Origin of the sequence: Actinomyces ruminis, assembly GCF_002154335.2 — a bacterium.
Classification (GTDB): Bacteria; Actinomycetota; Actinomycetes; order Actinomycetales; family Actinomycetaceae; genus Actinomyces; species Actinomyces ruminis.
In genome coordinates this window covers 23,169-46,757 of sequence record NZ_MTPX02000025.1, presented here as the reverse complement: position 1 = coordinate 46,757, position 23,589 = coordinate 23,169, and the positions used below count along the sequence as shown (strand labels likewise).

Annotated in this window: 18 protein-coding genes, 1 tRNA gene, 5 pseudogenes and 1 riboswitch; of the genes and pseudogenes, 7 read left to right on the top strand and 17 right to left on the bottom strand. The window is 64.8% G+C overall.

Annotated features, from left to right (window positions below):
• Positions 1 to 1,291 (top strand): ATP-dependent helicase C-terminal domain-containing protein (locus tag BW737_RS03840; RefSeq protein WP_276567337.1); only part of this gene is annotated, 1,291 nt, incomplete at its 5' end.
• Between the two features lie 156 nt (positions 1,292 to 1,447).
• Here BW737_RS03840 and BW737_RS03835 read toward each other — a convergent pair.
• The 3 genes and pseudogenes from BW737_RS03835 to tadA all read right to left on the bottom strand — a co-directional run bounded on the left by BW737_RS03835 (position 1,448) and on the right by tadA (position 2,876).
• Entirely contained in the window at positions 1,448 to 1,858 is a 411-nt protein-coding gene (locus tag BW737_RS03835; RefSeq protein ID WP_257210438.1) for a nuclear transport factor 2 family protein, read from the bottom strand.
• A gap of 397 nt (positions 1,859 to 2,255) precedes the next feature.
• A tRNA-Ser gene (locus BW737_RS16010) sits at positions 2,256 to 2,344 on the bottom strand.
• A gap of 86 nt (positions 2,345 to 2,430) precedes the next feature.
• Positions 2,431 to 2,876 (bottom strand): annotated as a pseudogene (gene tadA, locus BW737_RS03830) (tRNA adenosine(34) deaminase TadA).
• A gap of 353 nt (positions 2,877 to 3,229) precedes the next feature.
• On the opposite strand from tadA, the pseudogene betT reads away from it, so the two are divergent.
• Positions 3,230 to 5,367 (top strand): annotated as a pseudogene (gene betT / locus BW737_RS03825) (choline BCCT transporter BetT).
• A gap of 39 nt (positions 5,368 to 5,406) precedes the next feature.
• Here betT and BW737_RS03820 read toward each other — a convergent pair.
• The gene (locus tag BW737_RS03820) at positions 5,407 to 5,799 is read right to left on the bottom strand and encodes a hypothetical protein (RefSeq protein WP_086615489.1); all 393 of its coding nucleotides are present in this window, start codon (positions 5,797 to 5,799) and stop codon (positions 5,407 to 5,409) included.
• 202 nt (positions 5,800 to 6,001) lie between these two features.
• Complete coding sequence (locus BW737_RS03815; RefSeq protein WP_143233252.1) at positions 6,002 to 7,192, bottom strand: amidase domain-containing protein; 1,191 nt, start codon at positions 7,190 to 7,192, stop codon at positions 6,002 to 6,004.
• A gap of 297 nt (positions 7,193 to 7,489) precedes the next feature.
• Between BW737_RS03815 and upp the strand changes: the two genes are divergently transcribed.
• Positions 7,490 to 8,128 (top strand): uracil phosphoribosyltransferase, encoded by a 639-nt coding sequence (upp, locus tag BW737_RS03810; protein ID WP_086615487.1) that lies wholly within the window; start codon positions 7,490 to 7,492, stop codon positions 8,126 to 8,128.
• Positions 8,129 to 8,326: 198 nt separating this feature from the next.
• Here upp and BW737_RS03805 read toward each other — a convergent pair whose 3' ends face one another.
• The 3 genes and pseudogenes from BW737_RS03805 to BW737_RS03795 all read right to left on the bottom strand — a co-directional run bounded on the left by BW737_RS03805 (position 8,327) and on the right by BW737_RS03795 (position 11,083).
• Positions 8,327 to 9,199 carry a MetQ/NlpA family ABC transporter substrate-binding protein gene (locus BW737_RS03805; protein ID WP_086615486.1) on the bottom strand — a complete coding sequence of 291 codons (873 nt, stop codon included), beginning with the start codon at positions 9,197 to 9,199 and terminating at the stop codon, positions 8,327 to 8,329.
• A gap of 152 nt (positions 9,200 to 9,351) precedes the next feature.
• Entirely contained in the window at positions 9,352 to 10,098 is a 747-nt protein-coding gene (locus BW737_RS03800) for a methionine ABC transporter permease (protein ID WP_086615485.1), read from the bottom strand.
• Positions 10,095 to 11,083: pseudogene (locus tag BW737_RS03795) on the bottom strand (methionine ABC transporter ATP-binding protein). The gene BW737_RS03800 and the pseudogene BW737_RS03795 overlap by 4 nt, the downstream one beginning before the upstream one ends.
• Before the next feature lie 101 nt (positions 11,084 to 11,184).
• Positions 11,185 to 11,275: riboswitch (SAM riboswitch) on the bottom strand.
• A 154-nt stretch (positions 11,276 to 11,429) separates the two neighbouring features.
• Here BW737_RS03795 and BW737_RS19380 point away from each other — a divergent pair.
• Positions 11,430 to 12,305, top strand: a complete 876-nt coding sequence (locus tag BW737_RS19380; protein WP_338063852.1) for an alpha/beta hydrolase — start codon at positions 11,430 to 11,432, stop codon at positions 12,303 to 12,305.
• Positions 12,239 to 12,637: an alpha/beta fold hydrolase gene (locus tag BW737_RS19375; RefSeq protein WP_420835699.1), complete on the top strand. Its 399-nt coding sequence runs from the start codon at positions 12,239 to 12,241 to the stop codon at positions 12,635 to 12,637. The genes BW737_RS19380 and BW737_RS19375 overlap by 67 nt, the downstream gene beginning before the upstream one ends.
• A 25-nt stretch (positions 12,638 to 12,662) precedes the next feature.
• Here the strand turns inward: BW737_RS19375 and BW737_RS03785 are convergent, their stop codons facing one another.
• The 7 genes and pseudogenes from BW737_RS03785 to BW737_RS17590 all read right to left on the bottom strand — a co-directional run.
• On the bottom strand, positions 12,663 to 13,226 hold the full coding sequence (locus BW737_RS03785; RefSeq protein ID WP_086615494.1) for a low molecular weight protein-tyrosine-phosphatase: 564 nt from the start codon (positions 13,224 to 13,226) through the stop codon (positions 12,663 to 12,665).
• A 215-nt stretch (positions 13,227 to 13,441) separates the two neighbouring features.
• On the bottom strand, positions 13,442 to 14,497 hold the full coding sequence (locus tag BW737_RS03780; protein ID WP_086615484.1) for a LacI family DNA-binding transcriptional regulator: 1,056 nt from the start codon (positions 14,495 to 14,497) through the stop codon (positions 13,442 to 13,444).
• Between the two features lie 23 nt (positions 14,498 to 14,520).
• On the bottom strand, positions 14,521 to 15,945 hold the full coding sequence (locus BW737_RS03775) for a glycoside hydrolase family 13 protein (RefSeq protein WP_180272046.1): 1,425 nt from the start codon (positions 15,943 to 15,945) through the stop codon (positions 14,521 to 14,523).
• 17 nt (positions 15,946 to 15,962) lie between these two features.
• Entirely contained in the window at positions 15,963 to 16,715 is a 753-nt protein-coding gene (locus tag BW737_RS03770) for a carbohydrate ABC transporter permease (protein ID WP_257210437.1), read from the bottom strand.
• A 72-nt stretch (positions 16,716 to 16,787) separates the two neighbouring features.
• On the bottom strand, positions 16,788 to 17,750 hold the full coding sequence (locus BW737_RS03765) for a carbohydrate ABC transporter permease (protein ID WP_086615481.1): 963 nt from the start codon (positions 17,748 to 17,750) through the stop codon (positions 16,788 to 16,790).
• Position 17,751: 1 nt separating this feature from the next.
• On the bottom strand, positions 17,752 to 18,597 hold the full coding sequence (locus tag BW737_RS03760; RefSeq protein WP_257210436.1) for an extracellular solute-binding protein: 846 nt from the start codon (positions 18,595 to 18,597) through the stop codon (positions 17,752 to 17,754).
• A gap of 92 nt (positions 18,598 to 18,689) precedes the next feature.
• Positions 18,690 to 19,046: pseudogene (locus tag BW737_RS17590) on the bottom strand (extracellular solute-binding protein); the annotation flags it as partial.
• 130 nt (positions 19,047 to 19,176) lie between these two features.
• Here BW737_RS17590 and BW737_RS03755 point away from each other — a divergent pair.
• On the top strand, positions 19,177 to 21,060 hold the full coding sequence (locus BW737_RS03755) for an alpha-amylase family glycosyl hydrolase (RefSeq protein ID WP_086615480.1): 1,884 nt from the start codon (positions 19,177 to 19,179) through the stop codon (positions 21,058 to 21,060).
• Positions 21,061 to 21,156: 96 nt separating this feature from the next.
• Here BW737_RS03755 and BW737_RS03750 read toward each other — a convergent pair whose 3' ends face one another.
• The gene (locus BW737_RS03750) at positions 21,157 to 22,173 is read right to left on the bottom strand and encodes a hypothetical protein (protein WP_257210435.1); all 1,017 of its coding nucleotides are present in this window, start codon (positions 22,171 to 22,173) and stop codon (positions 21,157 to 21,159) included.
• Positions 22,174 to 22,258: 85 nt separating this feature from the next.
• Here BW737_RS03750 and BW737_RS16005 point away from each other — a divergent pair, with 85 nt between their 5' ends.
• Complete coding sequence (locus BW737_RS16005; RefSeq protein WP_180272045.1) at positions 22,259 to 22,435, top strand: hypothetical protein; 177 nt, start codon at positions 22,259 to 22,261, stop codon at positions 22,433 to 22,435.
• A gap of 1 nt (position 22,436) precedes the next feature.
• Here BW737_RS16005 and BW737_RS03745 read toward each other — a convergent pair.
• Positions 22,437 to 23,458: pseudogene (locus BW737_RS03745) on the bottom strand (LacI family DNA-binding transcriptional regulator).
• Between the last annotated feature and the right edge of the window lie 131 nt (positions 23,459 to 23,589).

Here is a 23,589-nt window from a genome sequence, read left to right as displayed (position 1 = left end):
CCGTGCCGCCGAGGCGACCGCGCTGCTGACCGCCGACCTGCGTGCGCCCCAGGCCGACCTGGCCGCGCTGGCGCGCAGCGTCCGCCGTGGCCCGCAGGAGCGGGCCTGGCGGGTTGAGGCCAGGCGTCTGGAGAAGGCTGCACGTCGGCACCCGGCCGGGAGACACGCCGACCCGCCTGCCACCGCCACCCAACCTGGCGCCGACCGCAGCGGGGCCGGCACGAAGCCGGCCGACGACCCCGCCACCGGCTTAGGCGGCTTGGTCGGTCCGAGTGCGGCTGACGCCGTCGGGCTGGTTGCGGCATTGGCCCACCCGGAGTGGATCGCCCGCCGTCGCGGCCCCGCGCCCGGCGCGGGGCGTCCGGCCAGCTACGCCAGCGTCGGCGGGACCGGGCTGCGACTGCCCGCGGACTCACCGTTGGCCGCGGCGGAGTGGCTGGCGGTGGCCGACGTAGACCGCGCCCCGGGAACCGCCGAGGCGACGATCCGGGCGGCCGCACCGATCGACGAAGCGCTCGCGCTGGCGGTGGCCGACGCCTGGCTGTCCGAGGACGCGCACACCCGCTGGGATGGAGACCGGCTGCGGGTGGAACGGGTGCGCCGTCTGGGCGCGATTCAGCTGGCATCCGTTTCCGATGGGGCGCCGACACCGGCGCAGGTGGCGGACGCCATCGTCGAACGGTGCCGCGGCGAAGGGCTCGGAGTGCTGCCCTGGCGTGGTGCCGCCGAGCTGCGGGCGCGCTTGGCGCTACTGCACCGGACACTGGGCGAGCCCTGGCCCGCGGTCGACGACGCCGCGCTCCTACAACGCGCCGACGAGTGGCTGATTCCGGACGTAAAGGCGCTGGCGGCCAGGTCCGGCGGGCGCTTCGACCTGAGTCGACTGGACATAACGGCGTGCCTGCGTGCCCTGCTGCCCTGGCCGGCGGCCGCGCGACTGGACGAGTTGGTGCCGGAGCGACTGCAGGTGCCGTCGGGCTCGCAGGTGCGCGTGGACTATGTGGGTGAGCGGGGCGAGGCGCTGGAACGTCCGGTGCTGGCGGTGCGGGTGCAGGAGTGCTTCGGCTGGGCGGACACCCCGCGGATCGTCGACGGGCGCGTGAGCGTGGTCATTCATCTGCTGTCGCCGGCGCGGCGGCCGGTGGCGATCACCGATGACCTGCGCTCCTTCTGGCAGCAGGGCTACCCACAGGTGCGGGCCGAGCTGCGCGGACGCTACCCCAAGCACGCGTGGCCGGAGGACCCGTGGACAGCGCCGGCCATCCGCGGCACCGGGCGACGCCCGAACTAGCGGCGTCCCTTCGTTTCTGGACCTAGCCCTTGTCACCAAATGCACCACTTTCCGAGCGCCGACCGCCGTCAAGTGACGACTAACCGCGTGTCGCCGCGAGCGAGTCGGCAGATGCGACAACGGCTGGGCGTAAAGCGGTGCATTTCATGACACCGTCTAGAAACGGCTGGCGTCCAGGCGGCTGAAGCGCCAACCGGTTGGGTTGCGCGCGGTGCTGGCGGCGGGATCCGGGACGACGTACCCGACGATTTGCAGGTTCCAGGTGCCGCGCACGCCCCAGACCGTCGCGTTGGTGCGGGAGCGACCGCGCACCACGGGGAAGGCGTCGATGGTGTCGGGCTCGGCGGAGACGAACTGCGAGGAGTGGTAGGTCAGGGTTCCATCGCGGATGTCGGACAGCCACTCGACCTTGGGCTGGGGGTAGCCGGTCATATGGGTCAGGACGCAGTCCTCGGTGAGCAGGGCGTCGATGGCGGCCGTGTCCGCCGCAACCATGGCGTCGCAGAGTAGGCGGTACAGCCGGATCGACGCGCCTTCGGAGTCGGCCGGGTGCACGGGCGGTTTCATCGCAGGCATAGTCCGGACTTTATGGCTTGACGACGACGCCGAACCAGGCCCTGGCAGGACACCCGAGGTTGTGCGGACAACGGCGGGCGGGGCAGGTCGGCCCTTGCGAGTCCGCTCCCGGGCATGCGTCTGGTACACCGCGGCTCGTACACGAGTTCCCCGCAAAGACACGAGTCTTGGAGGTTGGTGGGTGCAGGGCACGTGCAAAGCTCCGAAACTCGTGTTCCTGACACAAACGCGTGTGCGTGGCTCCAGGGCACTAGCGGTCACGCCGCCCGCCGCGCGGGCCCAGGCCCGCACCCGGGCGACGCTCGTTCCGTTGTACCCACTGGGACCCCACCGCGACATGAAAAGATCCCCGGACTCCGACTTCTCGTCTGGACTCCGGGGATCGGTTTGGCGGTAGCGCTGGGATTCGAACCCAGGGTGGCTATGAACCACACAGACTTTCGAGATCTGCACCTTCGGCCGCTCGGACACGCTACCTAGCAGTCCGACAGGTTACACGTCGTGCCACCCAATGCCCAACCCCAGCTGCCTGCGAGGTCGCTCACGGCACCGCGGCGGGCCGCCTACTCCGACTGACCGGGCCGCCGGATGGCGAAGAAGTCCCGCAGCAGGGCCTCCGCGTCCTCCCCGCGCAGCCCCGCCACCACCTCCACCTGGTGGTTGCGCGCGGGTCGCGCAGGACATCGCGCACGCTGCCGCACGCCCCGGTCTTCGGCTCCCACGCGCCGAACACCACCCGCGCCAGGCGGGCCAGCTGCACGGCCCCGGCGCACATGGTGCACGGCTCCAGCGTGACCACCAGAGTGCAGCCGTCCAGGTGTGAGCCACCCAACGCCGCGCCCGCCGCCCGCAGGGCGCGGATCTCGGCATGCGCGGTCGGATCATGCTCCGTCTCTCGCGCGTTGGCGGCCTCGGCCAACACCTCGCCGTCGCCCCCCAGGACGACGGCACCCACGGGCACCTCCCCGGCCAGCCCCGCTGTCCGCGCCAATTCCAGCGCCCGGCGCATGGCGGCGTCGTAGCGCTGGCGGGTCAGACCGGGTAGGTTCACGCTCCCACCCTGCCACAGTTCACCCCTCCTTCCGGCGTCCGGACACGGCCGGACCAAAGTCCTACTCGACGGCTCGAAAACACCACAACATCGGGCGGCCCGTGAGGCTCGGAAGGGAAATGTGGGAAGAATCTCGCCGACACCCGTTTATCCCCGACCTCATGCGGCCGTCAAGTCCCCCCGCCACCCGCATTTCGGCGGCTTTCGCTTGCCAATCCGCGGAATCCCTGAAAGATTCACAATCTTGTAAACGCCACCACGGCCGTTTGCACACGGCCACATGTGTGCCCACGCATCACCAATGCATCCCCATGCATCAAGGAGTGCAAGTGCCTGATTCACCCAGCAATCAGACGACGCCAACAACATCCGAAGCCCCTGAGCAGCGCCGGCTGAACCCGGTGGTCTTCGCCGTCTCGGCGGCCATCATCGCCACCATCGCCGGCGCCGCCATCGTGGCCCCGGAGACGGTCTCCACCGCCTTCAATGCCGCCGTATCCTGGGCCGGACGCTGGTTCGGCTCCTTCTACATCCTGTTGGTAACGGCCGCGTTGCTGTTCGTGATCGTCCTGGCGTTGTCGAAGTTCGGGAAGATCCGCCTGGGACCGGACAACTCCACCCCGGACTTCTCCACCTTCTCCTGGGCCGCCATGCTCTTCGCCGCAGGTGTGGGGACGGGAATCATGTTCTACGCGGTCGCCGAGCCGGTGGCCCAATACATGAACCCGCCGACCGGTGACGCCCAGACCGTCGAGGCGGCACGCAACGGCATCGTGCTCACCCTGCTCCACTACGGCATCAGCGGCTGGGGCCTGTACTCGATCCTCGGTATGGCACTGGGCTACTTCGCCTACCGGCGGCACCAGCCGCTGGCCGTACGTTCCACCCTGCGGCCGCTGCTCGGCGACCGCGTGGACGGCCTGCTCGGCGACGTCGTCGACGCCGCCGCCCTGGTGGGTGGGGCCGTCGGCATCTCCGCCTCGCTCGGTGTGGGCGTCGTCCAGTTGAACGTAGCCCTCACCATCCTGTTCGGCCTCCCGCAGGGGACCGCCACCCAGATCGGCCTGATCGCACTGAGCGTCATCATGGCCACCGTCTCCGCCGTTTCCGGCGTCGACCGGGGCGTGCGCGTGCTGTCCAACATCAACGTGCTGCTCGCAGTCGGACTGGCCCTGTGGGTGCTGCTGACCGGGAACACCGCCTTCCTGATCGACGCCCTGGTCGGCAATATCGGCGACTTCGTCACCCACTTCCCCGGCCTGACCCTGGAGACCTACGCCTACGACCGTCCCACCGAGTGGCTCAACAGCTGGACACTGTTCTTCTGGGCCTGGTGGATCACCTGGGCCGCCTTCGTCGGCATGTTCCTGGCGCGCATCTCGCGCGGCCGTACCGTGCGCGAGTTCGTGGTCGGCTCCCTGGTACTGCCCTTCTCCTACGTCACCATGTGGGTGTCGATCTTCGGCAACAGCGCCCTGGACCTGATCCGCTCGGGCAACCTCGACTTCGCCGAGCTGACGGTGGAGCAGCCGGAACAGGGGCTGTACACGCTGCTCAGCTACCTGCCCGGAGGGAAGTTCCTGATCGCACTGTCCCTGTTCATCGGAATCCTGTTCTACGTCACCAGCGCAGACTCCGGCGCCCTGGTCATGGCCAACCTGTCCAGCCGCGCCCTGCCGACCTACCACGGCGACCCGCAGGACGCCCCCGCCTGGCTGCGCATCTTCTGGGCCGCCCTGACCGGTGTGCTCACCATCGCGATGCTCGTGGCCGGCGGTATCCCCATCCTGCAGCAGGCCACCATCGTCATGGCCCTGCCGTTCTCCTTCGTCATCATCGCCGTCATGGCCGGACTGTGGCGCGCCATGCGTACCGAGCCACCCGCGAGCAGGCCCGCGGCATCGCCAACCGCAACCGGCTGCTGGGGGCCACGGGCACCGCCGCCGGCATGAACCGGATTCCCTGGCGCGACCGGCTGTCGCACACCTTCGACGTCGTCTCCCCGGCCCGCGCCCAGCGCGCCATGTCCAACCGCGTCGTTCCGGCCCTGGAAGCGGTCGCCGACGAGCTGCGCAAGGAGGACCTGGTGGCCGAGGTCGTCGTCGCCGGTCCCGAGGCACAGGATCCCGACGACGAGCGCAACTTCCTGGGCTCCGCCACCCTCGAGGTCACACCCCCGCCGACGCTGGTGCAGGCGACCGAGACGCAGGGCGAGCGTCGCACCGGTTCCCACTTCCGTTACGCGGTGCGCATGGTGCAGGCACCGGTGCCAGCCTTCGGCGTGGTGATCCACGAGGCCGACGACCTCACCGTCCGCCTGGAGGTGCGCCCCCGCGGCGGCGGCCAGGGCTACGACGTCATGGACTGGTCGCGCGAGCAGGTCGCCCACGACGTCCTGGACCACTACGAGCGCTGGCTGGAGTACCTGGGCGCCGCCGAGACCGTCTGAGGCTGGACCTGCGACCCGCCCGCGGCGCGCGTGCGGCATTCAATGACGCCGTCGCCGAGCAACCAGGCGCAATACGTAACGCTGCGCCACTAGCGTCGCGACAGCAAGGGCGAACAGCACGGCCACGGCGATCCAGCTATGGACAATGCACTCGCGCGGCAGCCCCTCAAACTTCTGAAGTCGCGGGTCCAGCATGAATGCACAGCTGCTTCCGCACCATACCGCGCCGCCGCCGGGTCCGGTAGTCTGAACGTCCGCAAGCGTGTACGACCAGGTTATGCCGACCATGACAGCCGCGACTACGGTTGCCAAGACCCTGGCGCCACGGCCGGTACCATGTCCGAACCGCGTCCAGGGAAGTGCAATTGCTGTGACGAACAGCGCACCGAATAGCACATTCACAACAATGCCCAGAAGAATACCGGGGTTCATAGCTATGCTCCTGTGACTAACAGATTACACGACCCGATCGAAGTTCATCCTGAAGACCAGAGAACTCGACGCGCAGTTTCACTAGCATTTCATCACCCACACCACCGACATTCTGGATACGACAACGCCAGATCCACCCACCCTAGCCAATGAACTTAACCGAGAGTGTTATCGGCATTGCATTGACATTCTACCACCGAACCTACCTTGGAAGCATTTCATCACGCTGAAGTCCATACCAGACAATGCTTGTCTTACCCTGAGCCTCAGCATTGCGGATACTCTGAGTCAACGGAATATTGGACCGGTTGGGTGTCTTTTGACTGACCCGCGGAACACCCGTCAGACTGACAGACGTCACCACCATGACATGATCAATAGTCCCGTCCGCGACACCATCTGGATCCCAGTCCACATACAATAGATCACCAGCGGATGCGTTCCAAATGTTATCAAGATAGAAGTAGGAACCATTGACCACATAAGTGTATTGATATGCCGAGTTCACCCATGTCCGCGAAGCGCCAGCGGGCCCCCAAAGATTCGGAGCCCAGAAGCTCGTCGACCATGGATTAATCCCCTGATCGTACTCCCAACCTCCGGCACGCAACACTTGTGAGGCAAAGTTGGCGCAGTTGTTATTTAATACCGGATACTCGGAGTTGAAGTCATCCTCATCATCGCCATCGTTCGGCGAACTCGTCCAAGTCAGCGCATAATTCACCATAGCACCAACGTCGGGAGGTGATGTGTTATAGGCCGGCACGAACGCCACGGGGACCGCAGTACTACCGGCCGAACCGCCTCCCATGGAAGCAGAGCTACTGCGCGTATCGGAGGAGCGCTCTGGGGCGTAGTCGTCGGGGACATCCCCCGTTCCTGCAACTACTTCAGTGCTTTCGACAACGTCCTCAGCCACGCTGTAATTACCAGCATCATCGACCGTTAACTGGATGGAGTGCCGGTCACTCCAAACACCGGGAGCCTCAGAATCACCCATCCCCTCATAGGTGAAGGTTGTAGATATGCTCACCTCCGCCAGGACTGTGCCATCGTCTTGAACCGTCGCCTGAAGCAGAGTCACCTCGCTAGCAGCGGATGCGACCGGGGTACCGTCCTCATTCATCCCGTCACGAACCTCCATGACAACAGACTGAGCGGACGTCAAAAGCGATGCTGTTGTCGCCGTGTCAGGATCAGTCCACAGAGCGTCCAGACTGCTCTGATACTCCTCAACCGCCGCGAGAACCGCATCATCATCAACAACCGAGTTCGCGGCCACCGCAGACGTGAGAAACTGCGGTGTGACCGCGAGAGCGGTGGTGACCAGCGTGGCCGCGCCGAGCCCACGTACGACAACGATCTTCAGTCTGGCCATTGTTGTCTTACTCATCTTCAACCCCCAGGGCAGGTGGTAGTAGTGATCGAACTGGCGGCGCCTCTGTCGATAGCACACTCGCCGCCGCTTTGTAGCGTACACCACACCATGGGAACATGACGCAGCTCTCGAACGATCTCTTAATTCGCTCACGAGGCATCGAGGCGACACTAATATTACGCATAGACTTCATCCTTTAACGCGTTTGTATCTAGCGTTGTGAGGCTACCGGCATCCTGACGGGACCACACTCCGCCGCCCGCTCCGGTCTATTCCACCCTCAGCTCGTTTCGGGCGTCGTAGGCTTGGCCCATGCGCCTGCACGTTGCCGATCATCCGCTCATTGACCACAAGCTCTCCGTCCTGCGCGACGAGAAGACCCCCTCGGCCGTCTTCCGTCAGCTCGTAGACGAGCTGGTCACCCTCCTCGCCTACGAGGCCACGCGCGACGTGCGCACCGAGGAGATCAACATCCAGACGCCGGTGGCAGCCACAACCGGCCGTCACTTGGCCGAGCCACGGCCGATCGTGGTGCCGATCCTGCGGGCCGGACTGGGGATGCTCGAGGGAATGACCCGGCTGCTGCCCACCGCCGAGGTCGGCTTCCTCGGCATGAAGCGCAACGAGGACACCCTGGAGGTGGAGACCTATGCCAACCGGCTGCCGGACGACCTGTCCGGCCGCCAGTGCTTCGTCGTCGACCCCATGCTCGCCACCGGCCACACCCTGGTGGCCGCCATCAACTATCTGCTGGAGCGCGGCGCCCGCGACGTGACCGCCATCTGCCTGATCGCCGCCCCGGAGGGACTGGCAACCCTGGAGGCAGCCGTCGGCGACCGCGCCGACGTCACCGTCGTCACCGCCGCCCGCGACGAGCGCCTGAACGAGCACGCCTACATCGTGCCCGGCCTGGGCGACGCCGGCGACCGCCTGTACGGCATCGTCGACTGAGCGACGCTCTGCCTGTAGGCCTGTAGGCCTGTAGGCCGAGACCACAACAACGCCGAGACCGGCACAAGTTACGCACCCAAACCGGCACAAATGACGCTGCCCGGGAACTTGGTTCCCGGGCAGCGTCACCGTTATGCGCCACTTCTACCGGTCTCGGCACGTCATTAGTGCCGGTCTCGCGACTGGTGGGTGTGGCTCTCAGAAGGCGGGGATCACGGACTCGTCGGTCCAGGTCTCCTCGATGTAGGTGCGCAGTTCGTCGGAGTTCAGCAGCCCGGCGAGCTTGACCAGGTACTCGTTGTCCTTGTCGGCAGTGCGCACAACCAGCTGGTTGGCGTACGGGGAACCCTCACCCTGCTCCAGGACGAGCGCGTCCTCGCTGGGCTTGAGTCCGGCGTCGAGCGCGTAGTTGCCGTTGATGACGGCCAGCTCGGCGTCAGCCATCGACGCGGCCACCTGGGCGCCGTCGACCGTCACCAGATCGAAGTTCTTCGGGTTGTCGGTCACGTCCAGGGTGGTGGGGATCTCGACGTCGGGGTCGAGTGTGATCAGCCCGGCGGTCTCGAGCAGCTGCAGCCCGCGGGCGGTATTGGCGGGGTCGTTGTTGAGCAGGATGGTCCCGCCTTCGGCGGCCTCGTCGACCGAGCTGTAGCCCTTGTCCGTGTAGATGCCCATGGGCTCGATGTGGACGTCGGCGATGGCGACGAAGTCGTACCCCTTCTCGTCGATCTGCTGAGCCAGGAAGTTCGGCGTCTGGTAGAAGTTCGCCGCCAGGGAGCCGTCGTTCAAGGAGGTGTTGGGCGTCTGGTAGTCGTCGATCTCGACGATGTCGAGGTTGAGCCCGGCGTCGGCGGCCAGGTTGTCCTGCACCCACTGGAGGATGGTGACGTGCGGCTGCGGGGTGGCGCCGATGGTGATGGTGGCGACGTCGCCGTCGACACTGATGCCGTCGACGGCGGCCCCGGTGGCGGTGTCATCGGAGGAACCGCCGGAGCAGGCGGCCAGAGTGAGAGCGACGGCGGAGGCGAGGCCACCGGCCAGGACACTGCGACGGGTGATGCTGGAGGTCATGGTGAGAATCCTTGTCGTGAAGGTGGTTGAAGAGATTTGTCAGGCATGCGGGCGACCGACAATTGGCGGTTATGCCGCCCGGGGCCGATCCGGAACGGGGTAGCCGAGCCGTTGGGTCCGTAGGACCTCCGGTGACTCCGGCTGGTCGAGGCTCAGCGGTGGTCGACCAGCCGGCTGAGCATGTCGCCACACACCTGGATGACGGCGACGATGAGCACGATTAGCACGACGACGATCACCATGACGTCAGGGTCGTTCTGCCGGTAGCCATGCTGGATGGCCAGGTCGCCCAGGCCGCCGCCGCCCACGGTGCCGGCCATGGCGGTGTAGCCGAGCAGGGTGATCAGGGTGACCGTGGCGGACTGGATGAGGGTGGGCATGGCCTCGCGCACCAACACACCCCAGGTGATTTGGCGGCCGGAGGCACCCATCATGAGGGCGGCCTCGACCTTGCCGTGGTCGACGTCGTTGATGGCGGTCTCCACCAGGCGGGCGTAGAAGGGGATGGCGCCAATGGTGAGGGGCACGCAGGCCGCGCCCCAGCCCAGGGAGGTGCCCACGAGCATGCGGGTGAACGGGATCAGCGCCACCATGAGGATGATGAAGGGCATGGACCGTCCGATGTTGACGATCTGGGAGAGCACCTCGTAGACGGCCCGGTTGGGGTGCTGGCCGCGCTTGCCTGTGGTGACCAGCGCCAGTCCCAGCAGCAGGCCGATGGCGATCGTCAGTGCGCCGGACACGCCCAGCATCTGGAAGGTCTCCAGGGTGGCCGGGCCGAGTTTGCGCTGGATGGCGGGATTGTTGAACCAGGTGTCGTCACCGCTGGCGGCCAGGGTGAGGACTCCGGCGCGGGCGGTCGAGGCGATCGTCCCGGTGGAACCGATCAGCGTGTTCATGCGCGCACCTCCGCGGTGACGCCCGCTTCACGCAGGGCGGTAAGCGTGCCCGCCGCCTGATCGGCGGGGATGGTGAGGGCCAGACGGCCGACCTGGGCGGAGCCCAGGGTCTCGAACAGGCCGCCGGCGACGTCGGCGCCCCGCTCGGCCGCGAGCGCCAGCACGTGGGCGGCGGCGGGTTGGCCGGGATGGGCGGTGAGCGCAACGTCGATGACGACATTGCCGCCGTCGAGCGCCCCATCGGGGATCTCGGGGGTGGGGACGAGTTCGTGGGAGAGCCGGGAGTCGACGTCGGAGACGACCGTCTCGATCGGCCCGGACTCTACGACGCGGCCGGCCTGAAGCAGGCTCACGGAGTCGCAGATCTGCCGGACCACGCTCATCTCGTGGGTGATGATCACGACGGTGACGCCGAGGCGGTCGCGCACATCCCGGATCAGGCCCAGGATCTGGCGGGTGGTCTCCGGGTCCAGGGCGCTGGTGGGCTCGTCGCACAGCAGCACGGAGGCTGATCCGCGAGCGCCCGGGCGATGCCGACGCGCTGCTGCTGGCCGCCGGAGAGCTGGGAGGGGTAGGAGGAGCCGCGATCGGCCAGGCCGACCAGGTCGAGCATGCGGGCGACCGTCTCGTGGCGCTGCCCCTTGGGCACGCCGGCGAGCGCGAGCGGGTAGGCGACGTTCTGGGCGGTGGTGCGCGACTCGAGCAGATTGGCGTGCTGGAAGACCATGCCGATGGCGCGGCGGGCCTCGCGCAGGTCGCGGGCGGACAGGTCGGTCATGTCCTTGCCGGCGACGCGCACCTCCCCGAAGGTGGGACGCTCCAGGCTGGTCAGGCAGCGCACCAGCGTGGACTTGCCGGCGCCGGAGGTGCCGACGATGCCGTGGATGGAGCCGGCGCGCACGTCCAGGTTCACCCCGTCCAGGGCGCGCACGGTACTCCCGCCCGGGAGCTTGTACACCTTGTGGACGTCGCGCAGGGAGATCATGGGTTCCGTGAACGCGGCCGGTGCGGCACCGGCCGGCGTTTCCGCACCGTCTCCCCCTGCCGCAGCAGGTGGCGGGGATGCAGGTGATTGCGTCACGTGGTCCTCCATCGGTCCTGGCGGTAGCACCCTCACCGCGAACGGGGGTTGCTGCAACGTCGATGAGCCAGGTCTCTCGGTTGCTCTGGATGGTTGGCGCCTACGTTAGGCGGCAGGCGGCGCCCGGAGCAAGCCGACGGTCGAAAACGATGCGCGCATCACTACACCGAGACCGGCACTATGACGTACTGAAACCGACACAAGTTACGCACCGAGACCGCTATGGCGGCGCACGTGACAGGATGCAGCCATGACACCCACGAGCGCAATGACCCCGGCAACGCAGCCGGAACCAACCAGCCACCGATCCTCCCCCACCGCTGTGATGCCCGGGCGGACATCGGAACTAGTAACCGACATCCTGGGCGAGCCGTGGGTCGCGCGCACCATTCCCGTCACCGACTCCCCCGCCGCCCCGGGCGCGGATCACGCCGTGCTCGTCCACCAACGGGAGGCGGTGCCGCCTCCGAGCCCGGAGGGGCGTCCGGGGGCGCCCCGGCATGAGCGCGCGGTGCTGTACCTGCACGGCCGCAATGACTACTTCTTCCAGACCTGGCTGGCCGACGCGTTTTTGGACGCCGGGTACGAGTTCTACGCGCTAGACCTGCGCGCGTGTGGCCGGGCGGGCGTGGGCTACTGGTCCCCGCACGACGTACGCGACCTGCGCGTGCACGATGAGGAAATCGCCGAGGCGCTGCGCATCATCCGCCAGGAGCACGGGCACTCCACGGTGGTGCTCAACGGGCACTCCACCGGCGGGCTGCAGGCCGTCATCTGGGCCGGAGACCACCCCGGCTCGGTCGAGGCGGTCACGCTGAACTCTCCGTGGCTGCAGTTGAACTCCTCCGGCCTGGTGCGCTCCTACGGTTCGGCCTTCATCGACCTGCTCTCGCGTCGCGACCCCGACCGCATAATCGACAACCCCGCCGAAATCAGGCACTCGAGCCGGCCGAGGTTGCTTCCTCCGCGTGGCACACCGAAGGCGGGTCGGCAGGTTCTCCGCAGAAGGCCGACACCGCCATCGCCGTCCCGGTGGACACCGATCCCGGGCCGATCGAAGTGGACATCTACGCCCGCACCCTGCACCGCCGCTGGGGCGGCGAGTGGGACTGGGACCTGTCGTTGAAGCCCTCGCCGTCGTTCCCGGTACGCGCGGGCTTCCTGGCAGGTATCCGCCGCCTGCAGCGGGAGGTGCACCACGGGCTCGGCATCAGCGTGCCGGTGCTGGTGTGCTGCTCGACGGCGTCGGGCGGGCCGGGTATTTCACGCCAGGAGGCGCTGCGGTGCGACACGGTGCTGTCGGTGGAGCAGATCGTGGAGCGCTCGCGGTTCCTGGGGGATGACGTCACCGTGGTGCAGATCCCCGGTGGCGTGCACGACCTAGTGTTGTCGCCGTCCCCTGTGCGCGAGGAGTACCTGTCCACCCTGACGGGATGGCTCACCGAGCGGCTGGGCTGAGCCCGCCGTCGGTCCGGGGCACCGCTCACCTCGCTCCGGGCGCTCCCACCAGTTCCGCGAGGGCGGGGGCCAGGGCATCGCTGACGCGTTCGACGACGTCGAGGGTGTCGACGAAGTCGGCCATGGTGCCGTACCAGGGGTCGGGTACGTCCAGGGTTTCCGCGCGTCCAGATGCGCCGAGTGTGTCTGCCGCTGCCGTCGGGTCGTACTCGCGGAACATGCGAATGCGGCCAGGGTCGACGCCGAGGCGCTCACCGCGGCGCGTCAAGGCGCGCAGATGGGCGCTGGTCATTGCCAGGATGAGGTCGGCCCGGCGCAGTTCGGCGTCGGCAATGCGGTGGGCGGCGTGCTCAGTGATTGCGACGGCGGTGGCGCGAGCGGCCGGATCGGCACCAACGCCGTAGCCTCCCTCGGCCAGGATGCGCCGCGCGCGGGGGTCCATAGGGTTGCCGGACTCCTCGTCGGATACGCCCGCAGAGGTGACGACGACGCCGCCGGGGCCGCCGGTGGGGATATCGGCCGCGATGAGGCGATCGATGAGCACGACCTCGGCCATCGCGGAGCGGCAGATGTTGCCGGTGCACACCATGACGACGCCGTAGGGCGCGGCCGGATCACGCGGCGCGGGTAGGTCGAGGGCCGCAGCGTCGGTCGGCCAAGCGGCACCGGCCGTGGCGCCGTCGTCGGGTGTGGACGTTGCAAAGCCGAGTCGTGAGGTCATGACAGGAGAGTGGCGGACTCAAGGCGAGGTTTCAAGCTAAGACAGGTAGCGGAGCCTCCCCGGCGGGTCATAAGGCCGATCAGCTACTCGTCAACACGCCTGGGGCTCTGAACAGGCCCGGACGAGTCTCTGACCACGAGACTGCCATGAATCTTCTGGTGTTCAGGCCGCATAAAGCTCTCATCCGGTGCCCGATTCGCCGCTATTGCATCGACCAGCCTGTCGGCCGCCAGACGTCCCTTGGTACGGATGGACTGCCGCACCGTAGTCAGGCTCGGACGCGCCCACCGCGCCTCGGGAATGTCGTCGAAGCCAGTGACCGAAACCTGCCCCGGCACGTCAACGCCGCACTCCTCCAAGGCGTCCAGCGCACCGAGCGCAATCACATCGGAGAAGCACAGGAACGCGGACGGACGGTCCCCGGACTCCCAGATCATTCGCACTCCTTGGCTACCTGCCTCACGCGTACAAGGCAGCTCTGTCACGCGCAGTCTCACCTCACCAGTAAGCCCGCGTTCCGCGATCGCCTTACGGACACCCTCATACCGTTGCAGCAACGTGCCGTGCCACCCGCTCGGCCCAGCGTCCTGCCCGGACTCGAACACGAGCAACTGGATGTCACGGTGTCCGAGGTCAAGCAGGTGCCGAGCAACCTCACTTGTTGCCTCGATCTCATCGAGCCCAACCGCCGGGACCTCCGCCAACGGATCACCGTCAATGACGACGAACGGCATTCGTTGCCGTTGAATGGCCTTGATCTCGCTCCTGTCTCGTTCGATGCCAACGACGAGAAAGCCGTCGACTACCGACACGGGCACCGACTTGGCCAGCGACCCCTTCAATGGCGGGATCAAGAGTAGGAACAACCCTTCACGGGTGCAGACCTGGCCAATGCCCGCAATGAGTTCGGCATAGTAGGGGTTGGCGAAGATGCCATCGATCGGTTGCGGAAGCAGCAGGCCCAGGTTCCTGGTGGTCCGGGTCCTCAGCATCCGCGCCGCCGGATCTCGGACGTAACCGAGTTCTTCGGCTGCTTTGTGGATCTGTTCAACCGTGCTCCGAGCCAGCCGGCCCGGATTGTTGTAAGCGAAAGAGACCGCCGACGTCGAGACCCCAGCACGCTCGGCGACGTCCTTCATCGTCGCCCGCGGAGCACGAGGCGTCACCGTACCTCCTCAACGACCCAGACAGACCTTCCGGGGACTGCCAGCCAATCACCGAACACGTGCGTCGGCGGCGTCGCTAAACGACCTTCTACCAGCATCACCAAATCCCGCCCCTGCGGCGGCATCACGTCGGCGGGGAGCACTGTCGGTGCGGAGTTCCGATTAATAAGTGTGATGGTACTCCCCTTCGCGGTCTTGTTCCTTAGCGCGATCACGTCCCCGACAGCATACGGAATCTCCAACTTTCCGCGCCCCAACGAGACCGAATCTCGCCTCGCAGCGGTGAAAGACTTGAAGGCAGCCAGCAGTTCAACACTCCAGTCGCGCTGGTCCCACAGCATACAACCACGGCACCCAGGGTCATTGTCTCCAACCATGCCGATCTCGTCGCCATAGTAGATCATCGGCGCACCCGGGAACGCAAACAGCAGACCAAGCGCCTCACATACCGCCGCAACATCACCCCCACACTCTTGCAACAGCCTTGGAGTGTCGTGGCTTCCCAGTAAGTTCATCATCGCCGGCGCCGCATGTCGCGGGATCTGGTCTTGAAGCGCAAGCGCGGCGGACGCAGTCACGGTCGCATCGGCCGTCCTGGTAGCCGCGTAGCCAAGAGCCAGGTCGCGCACCCCGTAATTCATCGTGCCATCGAACATGTCGCCGTGTAGCCAGCGTGTTGGGGACCGCCACTCCTCACCGATCAGGCAGGCATCAGGGAAGCGATCCTTCACGACAACACGGAACCGCTTCCAAAATGCGTCATTGACAAAATATGGGACATCTAGCCGCCAGCCATCGGCTCCGCGTTCGAGCCAGTGCAGAGCGACCTTGAAGTGATGTTCACGCACATCCGGGTTGCACACGTTCCACTTCGGAAGATAAGCACATCCAGAGCACGTCGCATAGTTGGGCACCGGATGAGACGCCACGGGAAAGTCCTCTACCAGAAACCAATTGACGTACTCCGAGTCAGCTCCCTTCTCAACCACATCCTCGAAGTAGGGGTGGTGCCAGCCGCAATGATTGAACACACCGTCGAGCACAATCCGCATCCCCCGACGGTGCACCGCATCAACGAGCTCGTCGAATGCCGCGTCACCGCCCAGAACCGGATCGATCGCAAAATAGTCCTCGCCGTCGTACCGATGGTTTGTTCCAGCCGTAAACACCGGCGTCAGGTATAACGTATTGGCCCCCACAGCCCGTATATGGTCGAGATTCTTCACAATGCCCTGCAGGTCTCCACCGAAGAAGTTCTCACGAGTAGGCACACCGCCCCATGGCTCAACACCGGCCGGATCGTTACCGTAGTCGCCGTTGCAGAACCGCTCTGGGAATACCTGATAGAACACCGCAGATTCGAGCCACCGTGGCACCAACGCCCGTCTCGCAGTCTGTCGACCTATTGTCATTTCTTCCATGCGAACGCCTTTCATACTCACTGCTTGACCCCACCGGAGGTCAACCCTCTAATCAGAGACCGCTGGAAAAACAGGAACATTACGATCGTCGGGACGGTGGCCATCAACGTGCCAGCCATCAACAGGTGCCATGAGGTGCCGTACCGTCCCTGGAATGCCGTGAGGCCAACTTGGATGGTACGCATCTCGTCGCCGTTGGTAACCAGTAGCGGCCACAAGAAGTCGTTCCACGAGAACAGGGTCGCGAAGATCGTCAACGTTGCCAGCGCCGGACGCGCTAGTGGCAGGACTATCCTGACGAACACTTGAACCCTATTGCAGCCATCAATGCGCGCGGCATCCTCCAGCTCCCTAGGTATCGTTGCGAAGTACTGCCGCAACAGAACAATCCCGAACACATCCGCCAGCCGCGGGACAATAAGCGCGGAGTACGTATCGATCCACCCGAAAGCCACGATAATGGAGAATGCCGGGATGATTGTGACAAAGGTCGGCACCATCATCGTTGACAACAATACGAAGAACAGCAGCTTCTTGCCCGGGAAACTCAGTCTGGCGAACGCATAGGCCGCTAGCGAGTCAAGCACCAGGTGCCCAACAACAATACCCAGGGTCATTAGGATAGAGTTGATATAGTACCGCCCGAAGGGAGCTGCCTGCCAAGCGCGGACATAGTTCTCCCAATGCCACTCCGTCGGGATCACCGTTGTAAACACTTCCGAGCGCTTCTTCAGGGAGGTTAGTAGCATCCACAGGAACGGCGCCACCACTGTGAACGATCCCCCGATTAGCAAAGCATGGCGGAGGTATAGCGTTAGTCGCGTCTCTCTCATTGCTATTCCTTACGCCAGATCCGACTCGCCAGAACCAGACCAGCGCCACTGCACCGCGGTCACGCCAAGAACCAGCAGAAGGCAGACGAACGCTATAGCTGCACCATAACCGAAGTCACCTAACCGGAAAGAGGTACGGTACATCAACATACCAAGGACGTCCGTCCCTCCCGAGGGGCCACCTCCCGTGAGCACATACACTAAGTCAAATGATTGGAAAGCCGTAATTAGAGCCTGGACGACAACGAAGAATGTCATCGGTCGCAATAGCGGGATAGTTATGTGTCGTGTTTTCACCCACGCTCCCGCCCCGTCGAGCGCAGCCGCCTCGTAGCACGATACAGGAAGCGTCTGAAGTGCAGTTAGGTACATGATGGCGTTGAACCCAAGATTCTTCCATACGGTGAGTAGTACAAGCGCCGTTAGGGCACTCCAACGGTGGCCCAGCCAGTCGTAGCCAGCTAACCCCAGCGACTCCAGTGTCTTGTTCAGGATTCCCGAGGGGTCGAGGACATACTTCCAAATAATCGCCGCGGCAACCGACGAGGTCACCGTGGGCAGGAAGTATATCCCGCGGTATATTGCGCGCCCCCTTATCGGAGCGTCCAACAACAACGCGATTGTCATCCCCGATACGACCGACAGGACCGCGACGCCCGCCGCGTATATGACTGTCACCGCCAGGGAATTGATGACGGCTGGGTCGTGAGTCAAGTGTTTATAGTTCGCTAGTCCCGTGAATACCTGCTGCGTACCAAAGCCGCTCCATGATGTCAGCGAGAGGTATGCCGCGGAGACCATTGGGTATATCACGAACACCACAATGACAACGACGGCTGGCGCCAGGAACGCCGCGGCTACCAGGGACTCGCGAGACTTCGCAGAGAGCTGCCGTGACCGGGTCGGGCGCGACGATGACTCTGACGTCGGATTCCCGCGGCGACCCGCGCCCTCCCCGATCACAGCGCGCATGTCAGTTTCCTTCGCTGAGGGCCTCGTTGACTGCATCTTCTGCCGCCTGCAGGGCTTCGTCCACGCTTGCCGACCCGTTGAGAGCCTTCTCAATCTCGACAGCAAAGGCATACGAGGCCTTTGGATACAGCGGAGTTGCCGGCCGCGTGTTCGCGGTGTCCATCGCGTCTACATAAGGCTGCAGTAGTGGTTGCGTGTCGGCAACCCAAGATGTGTAGTCGTCCGACGTTCCGACGTCCTGCCGGACCGGCAGCATTCCGGTGGTCTTGCACCAGTCGAGCACCTGGTCTGGCTCGAGGAACCAGTTCAGGAACGCGATTGCCGTATCTGCACCGTCGCCTTCGAACACCAGAGCTTGCTCCCCACCGAGATTCGTCGCGGCCTTCCCGTCCTCGGGATACGGGGCCTGCCCGGAGCCGAAGTCAAATGGCGGGTCCTCCTGCCAAATCCCGACCATCCACGAGCCTTCCTGGGCCGCCGCCGCGGAACCCTTCTCGAACTCGCCCCATGAAGTAGACGGTGATGGCACTAGTCCCTCATCGATGAGATCGACCCAGAACTGAAGCGCTTTCTTGCCTTCCTCAGTGTTGAACGCCGCAGCGGTGTTGTCTTCGTTGAGGAACTGACCTCCGGCTTGCCACAAGTTGACTTGGAAGTTCCAAGTCAATCCTTCACCGTTGTCGCCGGCCTGCGTGTATAGCTCGTACGCGGGCTTACCCGTCTTGTCGAGAATGGTCCTACCGTTCTCCCGAAGCTCTTCCCAGGTCTCCGGCGGCGTCTCCGGATCGAGGCCGGCTTCGGCGTACAGGTCCTTGTTGTACAGAAGGCCGAGGTTGTTGGCCGACACGGGTACCGATCGCAAGGCGTCACCATCGCTGCCGTACGCCACAAGGTTGGGTAGATGGCGTCGATGACCTCCTGCGACAGCCCACTGGAGAGATCCGCAGTCTTACCTGTGGCCGCGATCTGCGGCGCCCACACTAGATCGCCGATCACCATCGTCGGCAGGGTGTCGGTCTGCGCGGCAGTCTGGATCTTCGTCAGCATGTCCGAGTTTGGGACATTCACAACGGTGAGCTTCACGCCCGGATGCTCGTCCTGGTACCGCTGGACCGCTGCGTCGAACGCGTCCGCGTTTGTCCCATCCCAGTAGTGCCAGATGGTCGCCTCGGTGGAGCCCTGCGAGGCTCCGCCTGAAGACGAGCTGCTACCGCCAGAGGAACCCGGTGCGCAGCCAGCAACCGATGCGAGCGTTCCCACTACCGCGCTCGCGAAGAGGAAGGTGCGTCTGTTCATGTCAACTCCTTGAGGGATGCCGTCACCATTGACTCGATGCTGTGCCCCTTGCCACATGTGCATCGATTTACTATCGTACACCACGAGCTCGGCCGGGTCGACCGAGCCACACCGACAAAGGAGTCAGTCCATGCGATCACGACCTCGTTGGCTTCGTGGTGCGCTTTCGCTCGCCGCCACAGCAGCACTCGCCCTGTCTGGGGCGGCCCTCGCACCCGCCGCCTCTGCAGAGGCATCCACCGCACCTGCCGCCGCGGTAGCATCCACCATCCCATCGCCCGGCCCCCTCGCCCAGGGCGACGTCATCTACCAAGTCCTCGTCGACCGCTTCGCCGACGGAGACACCAGCAACAACGACACCGGCAATGGCGAGTACAACCCGTCAGACCTCGGTTTCTATCACGGAGGTGACTGGAAAGGTCTCACTGACAAGCTTGATTACATCGCGAACCTCGGAGTAACGGCAATCTGGATATCTCCCGTCTCCGAGCAACAGCCTCTATCGAAAGACGGGAACGAAGCGAGTTACCACGGGTACTTTACGCGCGACTTCGCCACTCCCAACGAGCATTTTGGGTCAGCGGAAGAGCTTCAGCAACTCATAGATACGGCACACTCAAAAGGGCTCAAGATGATCCTCGACGTTGTGCCGAACCACACCGCAGACTATCTAGACGCATACGCCACCGAATACTCCTCAGACTCATACCAGCCCGCACAGCCGCTTAATAACGCCGCATACTTCCACCACAACGGCGATTGCAGGTTCGATGGGACCGAAACACAAGATCAAATCGAAAACTGCGATCTTGGTGGGCTCGACGATCTGGATCAGTCGAACCAGGTAGTTTCTGACTACCTTGTCAACACATACAGGGATTGGATCGACATGGGATTCGACGGCGTGAGGGTTGACGCGGCCCGCTCGATCCCCAAGACCTGGTTACAAACCTTCGAACAAGAGATTGGAGTGCCTTCATTCGGTGAGGTGTTCGTTGGAGACGTTGACTATGTGGCCGACTATGAGAACTACGAATGGGGAACACTTGATTTCCCATACTTCTTTACTACTCGCGAAGTCTTTTCTGCTGATACGGATATGACCGCACTTAGCACCCTCTTCGCTCAGGACTATAAATACGCGAACCCGAACCAACTCGAGACCTTTATTGACAATCACGATCGCGCACGTTTCTTAACCTGGGCCAACGACGACTACCAGCGCCTACGCTCGGCACTAGCGTTCCTGATGTCTACCCGCGGAGTTCCAGTCATTTACTACGGCACCGAACAAGCGATGGACGGCAACGGCAACGGCAACGAAGTGCCGATCGCAAACAAGGACAACCGCCAAGACATGACGTCGTTTGACGAGTCCGCAACCATATACACGTACATCCAAAGACTCAACACGGTAAGGGCGGCAGTACCTGCACTCCAGACAGGTACCCAGCGAGAAATGTGGTCAGACTCATCTTTCTACTCGTTCTCGCGACGCGATGACAGTACTGGCCTTGAATCTATCACCACATCCACCAACTCCTGGGACTCACAGACTCGCACTATTCCCCTGAGGGCCGAAAGCAGCCTTTCTGTAGGCACTGTGCTTGTCGATGCGATGAATACCTCGAATACCACGACAGTCACCGCGGGAGGCATAACCGGGAAGCAAATCACGGTTACGATTCCCGAGCACAGCACCGCCATCTTCGTACAGCAGGGAACGGTTTCCGCTTACACGCCGACCACTAATCCGACCACCGTCGTACGGGTGCACTACGACGCCGGATGGGGCAACAGCATCGCAATAAGAGGCAATGCCTACCCTTTCACCTGGGATGCAGGACGAGGAGCACACACAGTCAGCAATGACGTGTGGGAATACCGCACGGAACGAATCCCCGAGAATCAAACATTCGAAGTCAAGGCGCTGCTGAATGACGAAGTCTGGCAGACCGGAGGCAATATCACAGTGACAGGAGGTTCGACAGTAGACATATACCCGAACTTCTGATTGAATCCCACCAGCAGTTCACTCAAGCAGATCAGCGTGGTTCAAGGAACCCAGTTTCCTTGAACCACGCTGATCTGCCGTCTGAAGACAAAGGAGTCACCTGCCGCGGATGATCACGGAGCTGCCCAGGGCGAAGGGGAAGCCCGGGCGCAGCAGGCACTCCACCACCGGCTGCGCCATATCCGTCAGCCGCTCGAGATCCAGTCCTTGCGCCCCCTGCGGCCCTTCCCGGCCGAGCAGACTCTGATAGGGGACGTCCAGATCCAGCAGGGTCATGTTGTCAGCGCGCCTGGCGTGCGCCCAGGCGCCGTCGTCCATGTCCAGCAGGGTGCCCAGATGGAAGTGCATGACCTGGCGGGCGTCCACCTCACTGACCACGGAAAGCAGATGGTGGGCCTCGGGATCGCGCGGGGCGCGCAGCGTGAACAACAGGATCGCGCCGTCGCGCGCCGCCCGCAGCATGAGACGACCGATGTGAACAGAGAACCCGACGAGGTCCAGGCCGGTTCCGGCGCCCATGGCCTCCTCCACCGGCAGGGCCTTCGACAGGCGGATGGGCGCCCCGTCGCCAGGGTCGTTAATAGCGCGGCGACCCGACGGCGTGACCGCGCGCAGCCGCAGCACCGGGCCATCGTCGGAGTCGGGTGCCGCCGGCAGCAGGGTGGCGGCCTCGACCAGCTCCTGCCAGCCGCCGGGCGTGACCGACGGACCGGCTTCGGCCTGAACATGGCCCAGGCCCAGGATGGAGGAGAAGTCGACGTCGTCGAGCGGGCGGTGCCAGGTGATGTCGGCACCGTCGTGCCACAGGGGCAGAATTCCGTTGAACGGAACCCCGAAGCGGACATGCTCGGGCTGCGGCGGGGCGACATGGCGCCCATGGGACCGGCTGCGGCGCGGAGAGGAACGACCGGGAATTTGAGAGCCGGGGGTCGTCGCGGACCGACTACCGTGGAAAGGAGTCCAGGCTCCGCCTGCCCGTTCGGAAGGCCGCCTCGGGGCGCCTCGTCCCGCCTTCCCGCGAAGTACTCGCTCATGGGGCCAGCCTAAGGTGCCGACGCCGAAAGGTGTTACCGCGGCGCGACCCTCCTTTCCCGCGTGCGGACTCTCCGGCAAAGCGCTGGCGGATCGCCCCGACACCCTCCCAGCAGCCGACCACCGACACCGAGAACACGCCGGCGGGCGACTCCTCCAGGTGACGGTGCCGCACTCCGTCTCCCGTCCGGAGAACCCGCACTACGACGACGTGCTGCGCTCCCTGGCCCGGTGCAGTCCCGACTTCTACTACGACCGCCACCTGCACCGCTACACGCGCGCCGAACTCACCAAACTCCTGGACGCCGACCTGGCTTCGACCGACCTCGGTGAAGAGAGGTGAGTCAGTGGGCGGGCGGGGCGGTGGAACCGCGCACTACCAGCTCGGTGGGGATGACGATGCGCCGACTGCCGTCCTGCACGCCGGAGGCGACCTGCTCCAGTACCAGGTTGACCATCTCCACGCCCGCCCGGTAGAAGTCCTGCCGGATGGTGGTCAGCGGCGGGAAGCAGTACTCACCGAGCTCGAGCCCGTCGAAGCCCACCACGGACACGTCGTCGGGCACGCGCCGTCCCTGTTCGTGCAGGGCGCGGATCAGACCGATAGCCACCTCATCATTGGCGCAGAAGACCGCCGTAACCTCCGGATCGACGGCGAGCCTCTGACCGGCGGCATAGCCCGCCGCGGCGTCCCAGTCACCCGGGACGGCCTCGGGCACCTCCCGGCCGGCCTCCTCCAGCAGGCCGCCCAGGCGGCAGAGCGGATCAACGCCGACTGGGAATCGGCCGGGCCGGTGATGTGATGGACGGTGCGGTGCCCGAGCTCAAGCAGGTGCCCCACCGCGGCGCGCACGCCTCCAACCTGGTCGGCCGACGCCGACGGGTAGTAACCCACAAGCGCCGAGTCGGAAACGGCCACGGGCATGCCGGCGGGCAGCGCCAGGTGCTCACGGCCCGCGCGCCCCGCCTGGACCACGACGAGCCCGTCCACCGCCTGCGCGGCCAACCGGTGAACGGCGGCCCCCATGTCCTCGGACTGGGGGCGGTCCACCTGCACCATCGACACGGTGTAACCGGCGTCCCAGGCGGCCTGCAGCACCCCATTGGTGGTCTGAGCCTCGCCGGTGCGCAGGATCTGCTGGGTGAGCACGCCGATGGCCTTGAAGGACCCGCTGCGCAGTGCCTGGGCGGCGCGGTTGGGCGTATAGCCGAGCTGCTGCATGGCATGCAGCACCCGGTCTCGAGTGGCAGGACGCACGTTCGTGGCACCGGCCGAGACACGGGAAACGGTCTGGGAGGAGACGCCGGCCAGGCGGGCGACGTCGGCGACCGACGGCGCACCTAGATCGCGTTTTTTCCCAGCCACCTTCGTGAGCCTAGCAGCCCGCCTGGGCGCAAGCGGCAGCCCAATCCATGACCACGGTAATGATAACGTCATCATAATAGACGCACGCCTCCTCGGTGATGCCTTCGAGTTAACCCACTAGTTGCTGGACA